This is a genomic window from Mesorhizobium sp. A556 (assembly GCF_054489545.1).
In genome coordinates, this window is sequence record NZ_JBTMXA010000004.1 from 1 (window position 1) to 14,927 (window position 14,927).

14 protein-coding genes are annotated in these 14,927 nt (G+C 63.9%); 9 read left to right on the forward strand and 5 right to left on the reverse strand.

The window, feature by feature from the left end:
* The 8 genes from ACX3P0_RS10410 to ACX3P0_RS10445 form a co-directional block, all read left to right on the forward strand.
* On the forward strand, positions 1–338 hold a 338-nt coding region (locus ACX3P0_RS10410), incomplete at its 5' end, for an aldehyde dehydrogenase family protein (protein ID WP_459088257.1).
* A 97-nt stretch (positions 339–435) separates the two neighbouring features.
* Positions 436–1,797, forward strand: coding sequence for a (R)-1-hydroxy-2-aminoethylphosphonate ammonia-lyase (gene pbfA / locus ACX3P0_RS10415; protein ID WP_459088259.1), 1,362 nt, complete (start codon positions 436–438; stop codon positions 1,795–1,797).
* Between the two features lie 4 nt (positions 1,798–1,801).
* Positions 1,802–2,818: a 2-hydroxyacid dehydrogenase gene (locus tag ACX3P0_RS10420; protein ID WP_459088261.1), complete on the forward strand. Its 1,017-nt coding sequence runs from the start codon at positions 1,802–1,804 to the stop codon at positions 2,816–2,818.
* A gap of 348 nt (positions 2,819–3,166) precedes the next feature.
* Positions 3,167–4,201, forward strand: a complete 1,035-nt coding sequence (locus ACX3P0_RS10425; RefSeq protein WP_459088263.1) for a 2-aminoethylphosphonate ABC transporter substrate-binding protein — start codon at positions 3,167–3,169, stop codon at positions 4,199–4,201.
* The gene (locus ACX3P0_RS10430) at positions 4,201–5,361 is read left to right on the forward strand and encodes an ABC transporter ATP-binding protein (protein WP_459088265.1); all 1,161 of its coding nucleotides are present in this window, start codon (positions 4,201–4,203) and stop codon (positions 5,359–5,361) included. The genes ACX3P0_RS10425 and ACX3P0_RS10430 overlap by 1 nt, the downstream gene beginning before the upstream one ends.
* A complete protein-coding gene (locus ACX3P0_RS10435) occupies positions 5,354–6,229 on the forward strand; it encodes a 2-aminoethylphosphonate ABC transporter permease subunit (RefSeq protein WP_459082233.1) in 876 nt (291 codons plus the stop codon). Before ACX3P0_RS10430 ends, ACX3P0_RS10435 begins: the two co-directional genes overlap by 8 nt.
* Positions 6,213–7,010 (forward strand): ABC transporter permease subunit, encoded by a 798-nt coding sequence (locus ACX3P0_RS10440; RefSeq protein WP_459088267.1) that lies wholly within the window; start codon positions 6,213–6,215, stop codon positions 7,008–7,010. Before ACX3P0_RS10435 ends, ACX3P0_RS10440 begins: the two co-directional genes overlap by 17 nt.
* Before the next feature lie 180 nt (positions 7,011–7,190).
* Positions 7,191–8,432, forward strand: coding sequence for an MFS transporter (locus ACX3P0_RS10445; RefSeq protein WP_459088269.1), 1,242 nt, complete (start codon positions 7,191–7,193; stop codon positions 8,430–8,432).
* A 56-nt stretch (positions 8,433–8,488) separates the two neighbouring features.
* Here ACX3P0_RS10445 and ACX3P0_RS10450 read toward each other — a convergent pair whose 3' ends face one another.
* The gene (locus ACX3P0_RS10450; protein WP_459088271.1) at positions 8,489–9,523 is read right to left on the reverse strand and encodes an aspartate-semialdehyde dehydrogenase; all 1,035 of its coding nucleotides are present in this window, start codon (positions 9,521–9,523) and stop codon (positions 8,489–8,491) included.
* A gap of 436 nt (positions 9,524–9,959) precedes the next feature.
* On the opposite strand from ACX3P0_RS10450, the gene ACX3P0_RS10455 reads away from it, so the two are divergent.
* Positions 9,960–11,813, forward strand: a complete 1,854-nt coding sequence (locus tag ACX3P0_RS10455) for a DEAD/DEAH box helicase (protein WP_459082228.1) — start codon at positions 9,960–9,962, stop codon at positions 11,811–11,813.
* 187 nt (positions 11,814–12,000) lie between these two features.
* On the opposite strand, the gene ACX3P0_RS10460 is transcribed toward ACX3P0_RS10455, so the two are convergent.
* The 4 genes from ACX3P0_RS10460 to ACX3P0_RS10475 form a co-directional block, all read right to left on the reverse strand.
* Entirely contained in the window at positions 12,001–12,888 is an 888-nt protein-coding gene (locus ACX3P0_RS10460) for a DMT family transporter (protein ID WP_459088273.1), read from the reverse strand.
* A 107-nt stretch (positions 12,889–12,995) separates the two neighbouring features.
* Positions 12,996–14,099, reverse strand: a complete 1,104-nt coding sequence (leuB, locus tag ACX3P0_RS10465) for a 3-isopropylmalate dehydrogenase (RefSeq protein WP_459088275.1) — start codon at positions 14,097–14,099, stop codon at positions 12,996–12,998.
* Between the two features lie 77 nt (positions 14,100–14,176).
* Positions 14,177–14,527, reverse strand: coding sequence for a VOC family protein (locus tag ACX3P0_RS10470; protein ID WP_459088277.1), 351 nt, complete (start codon positions 14,525–14,527; stop codon positions 14,177–14,179).
* Complete coding sequence (locus ACX3P0_RS10475) at positions 14,524–14,919, reverse strand: RidA family protein (RefSeq protein ID WP_459088279.1); 396 nt, start codon at positions 14,917–14,919, stop codon at positions 14,524–14,526. The genes ACX3P0_RS10470 and ACX3P0_RS10475 overlap by 4 nt, the downstream gene beginning before the upstream one ends.
* Positions 14,920–14,927: the final 8 nt, after the last annotated feature.

The following is a 14,927-nucleotide window of genomic DNA, read 5'->3' on the forward strand; positions in this document are numbered from 1 at the left end:
TGCCGCATTCGTCCGAGCTTGTCATGGAGGAAACGTTCGGGCCGATCATCCCGATCGTGCGTGCGCCGGACAATGACGACGAGTTGATCAAGCTGTCGAACTCGACCGCCTTCGGCCTGTCGTCGGGCGTTTGCACCAACGACTACCGCCGCATGCAGAAATACATCGCCGGCCTGAAAGTCGGCACAGTCAACATCTGGGAGGTCCCAGGCTACCGCATCGAGATGTCCCCCTTCGGCGGCATCAAGGACTCAGGCAACGGCTACAAGGAAGGCGTCATCGAAGCCATGAAAAGCTTCACCAACGTCAAGACCTTTTCGTTGCCGTGGACCAACTAGGCCTTCTCCAGGCGTGGTCCTGACCGAAGGGAACTTCCGCACTCCCTTCTCTATGTTCTGCCGCAGCCATGCGGACAATTGCCTTGGGAGAACAATCATGTCGCGAAGCCAACCGGTTCTGGTCCACACCGAGGGCGAATCCAACAAATCGGCAGCGCGCGGCGTCTGGTCAGCAAAGCAGGACGATCCGGCGACGCGCCGCCTGCTGGCCCGCGACTCTGACGCCTTCCTGCACCAGAGCCTGTCGTCGCCTTGCGTCTCGGCTATCGCCAAGGCCGAAGGCATCTGGATCGAGGACACGATGGGCCGCCGCTACATGGATTTCCATGGCAACAGCGTCCATCACATCGGCTACGGCCATCCGCGCCTGAAGGAGGCGATCAAGAAGCAGCTTGACGATCTGCCCTTCGCACCGCGCCGCTTCACCTGCGAGCCGGCGGTGGAACTGGCCGAGACGCTCGGAAAGCTTGCGCCCGGTACACTCGACAAGGTGCTGTTCACCACCGGCGGCTCCGACGCCATCGAGGTGGCGCTGAAGGTGGCGCGCGCTGCGACCGGCCGGTTCAAGACCCTGTCCTTCTGGGACGCTTTTCACGGCGCTGGCTTTGGCGCCGCAAGCGTCGGCGGCGAGGCGACGTTCCGCTCCGGCATCGCCGGCCCACTGATGACCGGCACCGAGCATGTCGCGCCCTGGGCCAGCCACAACTGTCCCTATGGGACCAATTCGCTGGAGGATTCGGCCCGCGCCTGCGCCAACATGATTTCCTATGTGCTGGCCCGCGAGGGCGATTTCGCCGCCTTCGTCGCCGAGCCGATGCGGGCGACGCCGCTGGTGCCCGCGCCCGGCTTCTGGAAGGCGGTGCGCGAGGCCTGCGACCGCCACGGCACGCTGCTGATCTTCGACGAAATCCCGACCGGCCTTGGCAAGACCGGCAAATTTTTCTCGTCGGAACATGACGGTGTGACGCCGGACATTATCGTGCTGGGCAAGGCGCTCGGCGGTGGCATCTTGCCGATCGCCGCCGTCATCGCCCGCCACGATCTCGACGTTGCCGGCGACTACGCCATCGGCCACTACACCCATGAAAAAAACCCGGTGACGACGCGAGCGGCGCTCACCACCATCGCCATCATTCGCGACGAAGGGCTGGTCGAGCGTTCGGCTGAACTCGGCGATTATGCCATGGGCCGGATGCGCGACCTGATGGCGCGCTCGCCCTTCGTCGGCGACGTGCGCGGTCGCGGCCTGATGTTCGGCGTCGAACTGGTCGAGGACAAAGAGACGCTCAAGCCAAACAATGCGCTTGCCGAAAAGGTCTATTACCGCTGCCTGGACGAAGGGCTAAGCTTCAAGATCAGTGGCGGCAACGTGCTGACGCTGTCGCCGCCGCTGGTGATAGCGCGCGAAGATCTCGACCGCGCGCTCGACATTGTCGAAGCCGCCGTTCTGGCGGGCTGACGACATGGCAATGAAAGCCGTACGCACCGACCGGGAACTGGAATGCCTCGGCATCGACGCCGGGCTGCGCGCGCGGGGCATCGAACTGGTGACGTTGCCGGATGGCATCCCCGAGGCAGAACTGATGCGCGAGGTCGCCGACGCCGACCTTTTGCTGATGTGCTACACGCCGATCACCGCGCGGGTGATCGAAGCCGCGCCCAAGCTGAAAGGCATTGTCAAATACGGTGTCGGTGTCGACGCCATCGACATTCCGGCGGCGATCCGGCGCGGCATCCCGGTCGTCAACGTGCCGGAGTATGCCGAGGAAACCGTGGCGGAAGGGGCGTTCGCGTTGATGATCGCCCTGGCCAAGCGCCTGCCCGCCATCAGTGGCGCGGTGCAGCGTGACGGCTGGGTCTGGCCGGAACAACGCTGGCTCGGCCGCGACATTTCCGGTGCTACGGTCGGTCTCGTCGGCTGCGGCAAGATCGGCCGCTCGATGGCGCGCATGGCAGGCCTTGGCTTTCGCGCAAAAGTGCTCGGCTACGATCCCAATGCCGACCCGGCCGCGCTCGCGGCGCTCGGCATCGAGAAAGTCGACGACCTCAGATCGATGCTTTCCGCCTGCGATTTCGTGTCCGTCCACTGCGTGCTGAACGACACGACGCGCGGACTGATCGGGCGCGCCGAGCTTGCCTGCCTGAAGCGGGACGCCATCCTCATCAACGTCTCACGCGGCGCGCTGATCGACGAGGCGGCGCTGGTCGAGACGGTGCTTGCCGGGCGCATCGGCGGCGTCTGTCTCGACGTCTATTCGCAGGAACCGCTGGCCACCTCCGGCCATCCGCTTAGTCCCCTGTTCGGTCGGGACGACGTGATCCTGTTTCCGCATCTCACCTTCTTCACGGCCGAGGCGATGCAGCGGCTGGAAGAAGATGCGCTGGCGCGCTGCTTCGAAATCCTCGACGGCCGCCCGGTGACGGTGCGTTCGCGCGATCCACGCCTGCGGGCGCAGACGGCGGGCGTCGCGTTCGGCTGACAGGTCCTGTCACAAATCCGCTAATGCATGTCGCCCGAAAGTGGGAACCGGTTTCGGGACAACGACATGCATCGAAACAGACTGTCACCGGCATGTCATCCAGCGATGCGATGAGCGGCGCGACCGAGCGTGCGGCCTTGTTTTGCCTAGAACCACAGGCGGAGCCTGCCCCACTTCGGTGCCCGAAGATGCATAAGCCTGACTTTGCCATTCATAAATTAAATAGATTTTACTTATCCTAGCGACCACAACACTATCCTCGGGCAGATGACCTGTCCGCATCAGAACGGACCGCCAAGGAAGCAACGTCATCAGGACACTTGAGTGCACCAAGCAAAGGGAGATACCATGAAAACGAGATTTACGCTGGCAGCGGCCGCAAGCCTGCTGCTCGCAGCGACCGCCATGCCGGCTTTTGCCGATGGCGTCGTAACCATCTACAGCGCCGACGGCCTTCACGACGGCGATCCAAGCTGGCTTGGCAGCCAGTTCGACGCCTTCACGGCCGCGACCGGCATCAAGGTGCAGTTCGTCGAAGCCGGTTCCAGCGGCGTCGCCGACCGCATCGCCAAGGAAAAGTCGAACACGCAGGCCGACGTGCTGGTGACCTTGCCGCCCTTCATGCAGAAGGCGGCAGCCGACGGTTCGCTGCAGGCCTACACACCGGCCGGCGCGGATCAGATCGACGCCGGCAGCAAGGACGCCGGCGGCATGTTTTATGCGCTGGTCAACAACTACCCGAATTTCATCTACAACGCCGAGGTGCTGAAGGAAGCGCCGAAAAACTACGACGATCTGCTGGACCCGAAGTTCAAGCAGAAGATCCAGTATTCGACCCCCGGCCAGGCTGGCGACGGCACCGCGCTGATGCTGCAGACGTTTCATGCCTTCGGCAGCAAGGAAGCCGGCCTCGCTTATCTGAAGAAGTTGCAGGTGAACAATCTCGGCCCGTCCGCCTCGACCGGCAAACTGACGGCGCTGGTCAACAAGGGCGAAATCTATGTGGCCAATGGCGATATGCAGATGAACCTGGCGCAATCCGAGGCCAATCCGAACATCAAGATCTTCATCCCGGAAGGGCCGGACGGCAAGAAGAGCGTCTTCTCGCTTCCCTACTATATCGGGCTGGTGAACGGCGCGCCGCAGGCCGAAAACGGCAAGAAGCTCATCGACTTCCTGCTTTCCGCGGAAGCCCAGAAACAGGTCAGCCTGGTTGCCAAGGGACTACCGTCGCGCGGGGATATTCATCCCGACGACGAGAACTACAAGAAGTTGCATTCGGTCCTCGAAGGCGTGGAAATCTGGACGCCCGACTGGAACAAGGTGCTTGAAACCTTGAAGGATGACGTGGCAGCCTACAACGACGCGATCTCGAGCAACTGATGTCCGGGGTAACGATGGTGAGCGAAATGATGCAAGGCGCGGCAGCCACGACCATTCAAGGTTCGACTGCGGCAGGCGCGGCCAGCCGGATCGGTTTCGAGAACGTTTCCGTTTCCTATGGCAATCTCGTCGTCCTTGAATCCCTGACGCTCACCGTCAACCCCGGCGAAATCGTCGCTCTTATCGGCCCTTCTGGGTCCGGCAAGACGACCGCTCTGCGCGCCGTCGCCGGTTTCGTGCGCCCGTCCAGCGGGCGCATCACCATCGGCGACCGCGACGTTACCCATCTGCCCCCCTATGACCGCAACATCGGCATGGTGGTGCAGAATTATGCCCTGTTCCCGCATATGCGGGTCGAGGAGAACGTCGCCTTCGGCCTGCGCGCCAAGGGTGTTTCGCAAGACATCATCCGCACCCGCGTGCCGGAATCGCTAGCCATGGTCGGCATGGCCGCCTACACCAAGCGCTACCCGCGCGAGCTTTCCGGCGGCCAGCAGCAGCGCGTCGCCATTGCCCGCGCGCTGGCGATCCGCCCGCAGGTGCTGCTTCTCGACGAGCCGCTGTCGGCGCTCGACGCGCAGATACGGCGTTCCATGCTCGACGAGCTGGCGAAACTGCATCGTGACCTGCCCAACCTGACCGTCCTTTACGTCACGCACGACCAGACCGAAGCGCTGACCCTGGCCAACCACATCGGCATCATGCGCGACGGCAAGCTGAAGGCGTTCGGTGGCGCGCAGGCGCTGTTTCGGCATCCGCCGAACCGTTTCGCAGCCGAATTCCTCGGCCGCGCCAATCTTATCCCGGTGACTGGGCTGGATGGCGTCAACGACGCGCATGCGCGTGTCAAATTCGGTACGACGGCACTCGCCGCGCAAAACCATCATCACCTGCCAAAAGGCAGCGACTGCCTGCTGTGCGTGCGCCCGCATGACTTCAAGCTGCGCAAAGGCGACAACGACACCAATACGCTGACCGGCATCGTGCAAAGCGTCCAGTGGCAGGGCGACGTTCACAACATCACGCTCGATGTCGCCGGCCATACCGTGCGCATGACCTCGACGCCGATGAGCAATCCCCCGCAACCCGGCGCTCCGCTCACCGTGCATTTCGACCCGGCCGACGTCACGCTGGTGCCGGAGGACGACATCCATGGCTGACGCTGCCGCCGCGCTGACGCCTGCCGCGCCCATGGCCAAGCCGACCGGCCTGTGGGTCGCGCCGCCGCTGCTCATCCTCGCGGTGATCTTCTTCTACCCGCTGACGCTGATCGTGCGGCAGTCGCTGGGCGACGGCGACGTGCTCTCCCTCCAGCACTTCCAGGAGGTGCTTTCGTCGCGACAGTTCCTCAACGGACTGTACTACACCATCATCATCGCGGTAACGGCCACCGCCGGCTGCCTCGTGCTCGGCTTTGTCCTGTCGCTGGTCATTGCCTTCGTTCCCTTTCCCGGCGCCAAGACGGCGGCGCGCCTGATCGACACGATCATCGCCTTCCCGACCTTTCTGGTCACGCTCGCCTTCACCTTCATCTACGGGTCGGCCGGCATACTCAACGGCTCGCTCATCCATCTATTCGGCTTCGAACTACCGCCGGTGGATTTCCTCTATTCGCGGTGGGGCGTGATCCTGGCGGAAATCACCGTGTTCACGCCCTTCGTCATGCGCCCGCTGCTGGCGACGTTCTCGCAAATCGACCAGGCCCAGATCGAGGTGGCGAGCAGCCTGGGCGCGCGGCCGCTGCGCATCGTGCGCCAGGTCATCCTGCCGGCGTCGCTGCCCGCGCTGGTGGCAGGCGGAAGCCTGTGCCTGCTGCTTACCGTCAACGAATTCGGCATCGTCCTGTTCATCGGGGCCAAGGATGTGATCACGCTGCCGCTGCTCGTCTACAGCAAGGCCATCCAGGAATTCGACTACACGACGGCCTGCGTCATCGCCGTGGTCAACATCGCGCTTTCGCTGGGGCTTTACGGCCTGTACCGCATGGCCATCGGATATTTTGGAGGCGACCGTGCTGGTGTGGTCTAAATCCGGGCGTCTTTTGACCTGGGCCTTCATCGTTCCCCTGTTCCTGGTCATCTACGGCCTGCCGATCAGCGTCATCGCTCTGGCAAGCTTCAGCGCCCAGTGGAACGATTTCCTGCCCAGCCAGTTCACGCTGTCGAACTATACCGAAGCCTTCCGCAACGCTTCCTTCGACAGCCTCAAGGCAAGCTTCCTGACCGGCGTGTTCGCCAGCCTGGCGGCACTGGTCAGCGGCACATGGGCGGCGCTTGCGTTGCGCAACATGAAACGCCTGCCGAAGCGCATCCTGGACGTCTGCTTCTTCATACCGAGCGCGGTACCTTCGGTATCGATCGGCCTCGCCATGCTCATCGCCTTCAGCCAGCCGCCGTTCCTGCTCAACGGCACCACCATGATCGTGATGATCGCGCATTTCGTGCTGATCTCCGCCTTCACCTACGGCAACGTCACCGCGGGCCTGAGCCGCATTCCCGCCGATTGCGAGCAGGTCGCCGAAAGTCTTGGCGCGCGCCCCTTCTACCGATTGCGCCGCGTCACCCTGCCGCTGCTGCTGCCCTATCTGATCGCCGCCTTCAGCCTGAGCTTCGCGCTGTCGATGGGCGAACTCGGCGCCACCGTGATGATCTATCCGCCCGGCTGGATCACGCTGCCGGTCCGCATCTTCACCCTGTCGGACCGTGGCGCGATCTTCGATGCGGCGACGCTTGCCATGATCCTGGGGACGGCGACGCTCATCATGTTGATCGCCCTGTCGCGCATATCGACCAAGGCTTCGGTGCGCTGACCGAGCCGGAGGAATCTCCCACCGACTGATGCCGGCGACAACCTCGCCGGCATTTTTTTGATCGTATGCCGGCCCGGCAGAAAAAGCGCGCGCGCCACGCAAAATTGCGCTATTGAGCGCCTCGCCGGATCCGCCACGAAGTGCCCCGCCGGCCAGCACCGTTCCATGGGGCCTGCGACCATGCCATCCGCTCCCGATACACCCGCCGCCGAGCGCTACGCCGCCTTTCGGCACAAGCCTTTCCTGAGCTATTGGGCGGCGCGCTTTCTCGCCAATTTCGCCACGCAGATCGTGTCCGTCGCCGTTGGCTGGCAGATGTACGACCTGACCCGCGATCCGTTCGACCTCGGCCTCGTCGGCATCGTGCAGTTCCTGCCAGCGCTGCTTTTGGTGCTGGTCACCGGCGTGATCGCCGACCGTTTCGGCCGCCGCCTGATCATGGCGACCGCCATCGTGGTCGAAGGCGGCTGCGCCGCGGCCCTGCTGGCGATTACCCTGCATGGCGGCATGGGCGTGCTGCCGATCTTCGGTGTGCTTGCTTTGTTCGGTACGGCCCGCGCCTTCTTCGGGCCGGCTGCTTCCTCGCTGTTCGCCAATCTCGTCCCGCCCGAGGATTTCGCCAACGCCATCGCCTGGAATTCTTCCGCCTGGCAGATGGCGACCATCACCGGGCCCGTGGCCGGGGGCCTGCTTTACGGCCTTTCGCCGGAAATTGCCTACGCTACCGCCGCCATCCTGATGCTGGTCGCGGCCGGCCTGATCTTCACCATCCCAAAACCCGCCCAGCAGAGCGAAACCAGCAAAAATTCCATGCAGACGCTGTTCGCCGGCTTCGGCTATATCTGGAGCGAGAAGGTGGTGCTCGGCGCGATCTCCCTCGACCTGTTCGCGGTGCTGTTGTCCGGCGCGACGGCGCTGCTGCCGGTCTATGCGCGTGACATCCTGGAGCTTGGACCGTGGGGCCTCGGGCTGCTGCGTTCGGCGCCGGGCATCGGCGCGGTCGCCGTTGCCGTCTGGCTGGCCGGCCACCCCATCCGCAACCATGCCGGCGTCATCATGCTCTGCTTCGTCGCCCTGTTCGGGACCGTTACCATCGTCTTCGGCCTGTCGACGATCACCTGGCTGTCCATCGCCGCCCTCGTCCTGCTGGGCGCGACCGATATGTTCAGCGTCTATGTGCGCGAGACGCTGATCCAGCTATGGACGCCGGACCGGGTGCGCGGCCGCGTCAACGCCGTCAACCAGGTCTTCGTCGGCGCCTCGAACGAACTGGGCGAATTCCGGGCGGGCACCATGGCCGCACTCATCGGCACCGTCCCGGCCGTTGTGATCGGTGGGGTCGGCGCGGTCGCGGTCGCCGGCATGTGGGCCTATCTGTTCCCGGCGCTCCGCAAGGTGCGCCATCTCGATGCCCGGCATTAGAGCGCTGTGCGTCTAACTGGACACACGGCGCTCTAAGCATCGGACCGAAAGGAAACTCAGGCGGCCTTCTGCTTTGGCGTGATCAGGCCGCGTGCGACCAGCAGTTCGGCGATCTGCACGGAATTGAGGGCAGCGCCCTTGCGCAGATTGTCGGAAACGACCCAGATGTTGAGGCCGTTGTCGAGCGTCGAATCCTCGCGGATGCGCGAGATGTAGGTGGCGTCCTCGCCGGCGCACTCGATCGGCGTGGCGTAGCCGCCGTCCTCATGCTTGTCGATGACCAGGCAGCCCGGCGCTTCGCGCAGGATTTCGCGCGCCTCGTCGGCGGTGATCGGCTTCTCGAACTCGATGTTGATGGCTTCCGAATGGCCGATGAACACCGGCACGCGCACGCAGGTGGCGGTGACCTTGATCTTCGAGTCGAGCATCTTCTTGGTTTCGGCCACCATCTTCCACTCTTCCTTGGTGGAACCGTCTTCCATGAAGGAATCGATGTGCGGAATGACGTTGAAGGCGATGCGCTTGGTGAACTTCTTCACGGCGACGGTGTCGGCCACGAACACGGCGCGCGTCTGCGTGAACAGTTCGTCCATGCCTTCCTTGCCCGCGCCCGAAACCGACTGATAGGTCGAGACGACGACGCGCTTGATGGTGGCTACGTCATGCAGCGGCTTCAGCGCTACCACCATCTGGGCGGTCGAACAGTTCGGGTTGGCGATGATGTTTTTCTTCCTGAAACCTTCGATGGCGTCCGGGTTCACTTCCGGCACGATCAGCGGCACGTCCGGATCGGTGCGGAAGGCCGACGAATTATCGATGACGACGCAGCCCTGCTTGCCGATCTTCGGCGACCATTCCTTGGAAACATTGCCGCCGGCCGACATGATGCAGATATCGACGTCGGAGAAATCGTAATTGTCGAGCACCTTGGTCTTCAGCGTCCTGTCGCCGAACGACACTTCGGAATTGAGCGAGCGGCGCGAGGCGAGCGGCACGATCTCGCTGATCGGAAAGCCGCGCTCTTCCAGGATGTTGAGCATTTCGCGACCCACATTGCCCGTGGCGCCGACTACCGCAACCTTGAAACCCATTGAAAATCTCCTGTCGCTCTCCGCTTTGCTGCTTGGAGAACCCGCTGGCCAGTGCGGGTCGCCTCCCCCGTGGCGAACCCGGGGAGAGGGCGAGCAGGCCAAGGGAGATCAGACCGTGGTGGCGGTCGTTTTTTTGGCCGTGGTTTTAGTCGAGGACAGGCGCGCGCGACGCCCTGCGCCGGAAGCCGAAGCTCCGTGGCCGGGGAAATCGAATGCAAAAAGCGCCATCAAAAGGCCGCGCATGAAAGAATATCCTGTTCGGAGCCGGCTTTTACGCGCTTTGGCGAAAGAGTCAATCGGGCGCACCCTGTACATTGGACGCCGCCCGAAGTACGACACCGGAAATCGTTTGGCCTGCTGCCTGTCGGCTGCGGCATTGCTTGGCGACGGATGTTCCGTGGCCAGCTTAGCGAAAACCGAATTCCGAAAGACGAAGATGACAAAATACGAAGGTATCGTTCCTGCGCTTGCCCAAGCGCTGGAAAAGCACGGTTACGTGGAGTTGACCTCTGTCCAGAAGGCCGTGCTCAGCTCCGAAATAGGCCAGGCGGACGCGCTGGTCTCGGCGCAGACTGGTTCCGGCAAGACGGTGGCCTTCGGCCTGGCGCTTGCGCCGACGCTGCTTGGCGAAGCCGAGCGCTTTTCGCATGCGGGCGCGCCGCTGGCGCTGGCCATCGCGCCGACGCGCGAACTTGCCCTGCAAGTCGCGAGAGAGCTGGAATGGCTCTACGAATTTACCGGCGCGACCATCGCCACCTGTGTCGGCGGCATGGACATGCGCACCGAGCGGCGCGCGCTGGAACGCGGCGCGCATATCGTCGTCGGCACGCCGGGCCGCCTGCGCGATCACATCACCCGCCATGCGCTCGACATGACAGGCCTGAGGGCGGTTGTGCTGGACGAGGCCGACGAGATGCTCGACCTCGGCTTTCGCGAGGATCTGGAATTCATCCTCGACGCCGCCCCGGCGGACCGCCGCACCTTGATGTTTTCGGCCACCGTGCCCCGCGCCATCGCCACGCTCGCCAAGGGCTATCAGCGCGACGCGGTGCGCATCACCGCCGCCGGCGAGGAAAGGCAGCATCACGACATCGAATATCGGGCGCTTTCCGTCGCGCCGGCCGACCGCGAAAACGCCATCATCAACGTGCTGCGATTCTATGAAGCCAAGAACGCGCTGGTGTTCTGCAACACGCGCGCCGCCGTCAACCACCTCACTGCCCGCTTCAACAACCGCAATTTTTCCGTGGTGGCGCTGTCGGGCGAACTCAGCCAGAACGAACGCAGCCACGCGCTGCAGGCAATGCGCGACGGGCGCGCGCGCGTCTGCATCGCCACGGACGTGGCGGCGCGCGGCATCGACCTGCCCAATCTCGAGCTGGTGATCCACGCCGACCTGCCGACCAACCCCGAAACGCTGCTGCACCGCAGCGGCCGAACCGGGCGCGCCGGGCGCAAGGGCGTCAGCGCGCTGATCATTCCCCATCATGCGCGCCGGCGCACCGAGCGCCTGCTGCAAAACGCCGCCATCACGCCCGAATGGGCCAACCCGCCCTCGGCCGACGAGGTCATGCAGCGCGACAATGAGCGCATGCTGGCCGACAGCGCCTTTACCCAGCCGGTAGGGGACGAGGAGCGTGCGTTCGTCGACACCTTGCTGGCAACCCATAATGCCGAGCAGGTCGCGGTGGCGTTCCTGCGGCTTAGCCGCGCCGGCCGCTCGGCACCGGAAGATCTGTCCCCACCGATGGCGTTCCGGCCCTCGACGGAGCGGGGCGAGCGAGCCGTTGCGTCCTACGACGACAAGCCCAGCCGGCGCGACGATTTTGGCGACAGCGTCTGGTTTTCGCTGTCGGTCGGCCGCCGGCAGAACGCCGAGCCGCGCTGGCTGATTCCGATGCTGTGCCGCACGGCCGGCATCACCAAGCGCGAAATCGGCGCGATCAAGATGCAGCCGGAGGAAAGCTTCGTGCAGATCGCCGCCGGCAGCGCCGACCAGTTCTTTGCCGCGACCGGGCCGGACCACAAGGTGCAGGGAAGCATATCGGTGAAGCGGCTGGATGGCCTTCCCGATCTGACCAGGGCCGGCTACGCCCCGCCCCCGTCGGACCGCAAGCCACATCGCGGCAAGGGCAGTTTCGATAATGCCGCGCCGAAGCGGCCCTTTGAAAAACGCGAAAAGCCGGCATTCGCCGGAGACTCAAAGCCGTGGGCCGCAAAATCGGGCAAGCCGAAATTCGACAAATCCGGACCGCCGAAGACCAAGAAACCAAAGAAGAAGCCCGAATAGGGCTCAGGCTGCCGACAAACCGTAGGCGAACCCACGCCCGTCATCCTCGGCCTTGTGCCGAGGATCTGCTATCGTTGAATTGCATAGCCTTTTCAGCATCTTACGGAAGCGTCAGTAGATCCTCGGGACAAGCCCGAGGACGTCTGGGGAACAGATGCCTTTGTCAATGACCTGAACCCGAATACGGTTACGGTCTCTCCTCCCCCTTCAGCTTCTTATCCCGGCCTCCCTTGCGGCGTTGTACCAGGACAAGCCCACCGACGACGATCAGGGCTGCTCCCGTCACGACCCGGATGCCCGGCAGGTCATTGAAGATCAGGAACCCGATGACCACGGCACCGAGCAGTTCCAGATAGGACAGCGGTGCCAGCAGCGAGGCTTCCGCGTGGCGGAAAGCGCTGATGGTCATGAAATGGCAGACCGCCGAGACGGCTCCCATGAGAAAAAGCAGCCCGACTTCGGCCGCTGTCGGGACCGACCAATTCCAGATCGCCAGCGGCGCCAGGATGGCGGCGCCGAACAAGCACTGGAAGGCGAGGGTACCGACCGGATCGCTGGCGCGGGTCTGGCGCGTCGCGATCATGTAGAGAGCGAAGAACGCGCCTGCGGCGACGCCCAGCAGGAGGCCGGCATGGACGCCGCCGGCCGGGCTGACGATGACGATGGCACCGACGAAGCCGAGAACGAGCGCTGCGATCTTGCGCCGGGTCAGGGCCTCACCGAGCAACAGCACCGACAGGATCGCGGCGATGATCGGCCCGACGAAATAGGCGCTGGTCACATCGGCCATGGGTGCGACGGACAGGGCGGCGAAAAAGCAGCACATCGACGCCGCCGCGAAGAAGGTGCGCAAGGCGTGCGCGGGGAGGTTCTCGCGGGGTAGAAACCGGGTGCCGCGTTGCGCCAACGCCCACGGCAGCACGAAGAACGAGGCAAAGGCATAGCGCGCGCAACTGATGTAGAGCGGCGAATGGGTCGCGCTCAGCACCTTGGCGATGCCGTCCACGCTGGGGACCAGCACCATCGCTGCCGCCATCAGGCCGATACCGAGCAGGGGAGAGTGTTGCACGCTCACGATTGGCTCGTTTCGGGCGAGAGGCATGGCAACGGCGACCAAGCCCTTGCCGCATGGGATTCCAGCAGAGGCGCGGCCGATGACATCGGCCGCGCCAGGGAAACGTTTCAGGCGAAGAATTTTTCGATGATGGCGTCGCCCATCTGAGTGGTGCCGACCTCGGTCATGCCGGGCGACATGATATCGCCCGTGCGCAGGCCTTCGTTCAGCACGGCGGCGATCGCCGCTTCCAGCCGGTCGGCTTCCGCCACCATGTTGAACGAATAGCGCAGGCACATGGCGAACGACGCGATCATGGCGATCGGGTTGGCGATGCCCTGGCCGGCGATGTCGGGTGCCGAGCCGTGCACCGGCTCGTAGAGCGCCTTGCGCTTGCCTGTCAGTGCATCGGGTGCACCGAGCGACGCCGAAGGCAGCATGCCGAGCGAGCCGGTCAGCATGGCGGCGATATCCGACAGCATGTCGCCGAACAGATTGTCGGTGACGATCACGTCGAACTGCTTGGGCCAGCGAACGAGCTGCATCCCGCCGGAATCGGCCAGCATGTGGGTCAGGGCGACGTCGGCATATTTGGCCTTGTGGGTCTGTGTCACCACTTCTTTCCACAGCACGCCCGACTTCATGACGTTGTTCTTTTCCATCGAGCAGACCTTGTTGCCCCGCGTGCGGGCCAGCTCGAAGGCAACGCCCGAAATGCGCTCGATCTCGAACGTATCGTAGACCTGCGTGTCGATGCCGCGCTTCTGACCGTTGCCGAGATCGATGATCTCTTTCGGCTCGCCGAAATAGACGCCGCCGGTCAGTTCGCGCACGATGAGGATGTCCAGCCCCTCGACCACCTCCTGCTTGAGCGAGGACGAGGCGGCGAGCGCCGGATAGCAGATGGCGGGGCGCAGATTGGCAAACAGTTCGAGGTCCTTGCGCAGCCGCAACAGGCCGGCTTCGGGGCGGACCTCATAGGGCACGCCGTCCCATTTCGGCCCGCCGACCGCGCCGAACAGCACGGCGTCGGCGGCGAGCGCCTTTTCCATGTCGGCATCGGAGATCGCCTGGCCATGCGCATCATAGGCCGAGCCGCCGACCAGGCCCTCGTCGGTCGAAAAATCGCTGCCCAGCTTGTCGTTCATGGCGATGATGAGTTTCTTCACCTCGCCCATTGCTTCGGGGCCGATGCCATCGCCGGGCAGGAGGAAGAGGTTTTTCGAAGCCATGAGAGCCGTCCCCAAAAGAGTTTTCGATTTGCGGCCTTGCTAAACGCCAAGTGGGCGGTGCGCAAGCCGAAACCGGGTCAGCGATGCGACAGGATGTTGACCAGCCGGCCGAACGGATCGCGCACATAGAAGCGGCGCACGGCCCACGGTTCGTCGGCGGGGCCGTATTCGGCGGGGAAACCGGCCTCTGCCATGGCTGCAAGCACCGCATCGACGTCATCGACCTCGATGGAAAGGTCGGGCACCGGCGTGCCGGACCCGCCCTCTGCGGCAAAGCTCACCTGCACGGTCATCGTCTGCTGTGAGCCGTAGGTGGCGATCCAGCCATGGTCCATCAAAAGCTCAAGCCCGAGCACGTCGCCGTAGAAGCGTTTTGCGGCCGCGATGTCTCGGGTCGCGATATTGGCGACGATGCGCCGGACCGTCATGCGCGACTTTCTGCCGTGCGCCGCAACGCCGTCACCTCGATTTCGATCTTCATTTCCGGCTTGATCAGCTCGCACACGACCATGGTCGCGGCCGGGCGGATGTCGCCGAACGCTTCGCCCAGCAGCGGAAAGACTACGTCCGCATAGGCCGCATCGGCGAGGTAGTAATGCGCCCGCACCACGTCGGCCAGTTCGAAACCAGCATCCGACAAGGCTTTTGCGACGGTTGAGAGGCAATTGCGGGTCTGCGCCTCGACCGTTTCCGGCATGGTCATCGCCGCATAGTCGTAGCCGGTGGTGCCGGCGACGAAGCACCAGTCGCCCTGCACCACGGCGCGGGAATAGCCGCCGGTCTTCTCAAAGGGCGATCCGGTCGAGATCAGTTTGCGCATGGGGGCCT

What these genes read in the sequence shown, in the direction of transcription:
- ACX3P0_RS10455 (WP_459082228.1), top strand. Translation starts at nt 9,960, where the DNA reads ATGACAAAATACGAAGGTATCGTTCCTGCGCTTGCCCAAGCGCTGGAA.
- ACX3P0_RS10435 (WP_459082233.1), top strand. Translation starts at nt 5,354, where the DNA reads ATGGCTGACGCTGCCGCCGCGCTGACGCCTGCCGCGCCCATGGCCAAG.
- ACX3P0_RS10470 (WP_459088277.1), bottom strand. Translation starts at nt 14,527, where the DNA reads ATGACGGTCCGGCGCATCGTCGCCAATATCGCGACCCGAGACATCGCG.
- ACX3P0_RS10450 (WP_459088271.1), bottom strand. Translation starts at nt 9,523, where the DNA reads ATGGGTTTCAAGGTTGCGGTAGTCGGCGCCACGGGCAATGTGGGTCGC.
- ACX3P0_RS10425 (WP_459088263.1), top strand. Translation starts at nt 3,167, where the DNA reads ATGAAAACGAGATTTACGCTGGCAGCGGCCGCAAGCCTGCTGCTCGCA.
- ACX3P0_RS10475 (WP_459088279.1), bottom strand. Translation starts at nt 14,919, where the DNA reads ATGCGCAAACTGATCTCGACCGGATCGCCCTTTGAGAAGACCGGCGGC.
- pbfA (WP_459088259.1), top strand. Translation starts at nt 436, where the DNA reads ATGTCGCGAAGCCAACCGGTTCTGGTCCACACCGAGGGCGAATCCAAC.
- ACX3P0_RS10430 (WP_459088265.1), top strand. Translation starts at nt 4,201, where the DNA reads ATGTCCGGGGTAACGATGGTGAGCGAAATGATGCAAGGCGCGGCAGCC.
- ACX3P0_RS10420 (WP_459088261.1), top strand. Translation starts at nt 1,802, where the DNA reads ATGGCAATGAAAGCCGTACGCACCGACCGGGAACTGGAATGCCTCGGC.
- leuB (WP_459088275.1), bottom strand. Translation starts at nt 14,099, where the DNA reads ATGGCTTCGAAAAACCTCTTCCTCCTGCCCGGCGATGGCATCGGCCCC.
- ACX3P0_RS10445 (WP_459088269.1), top strand. Translation starts at nt 7,191, where the DNA reads ATGCCATCCGCTCCCGATACACCCGCCGCCGAGCGCTACGCCGCCTTT.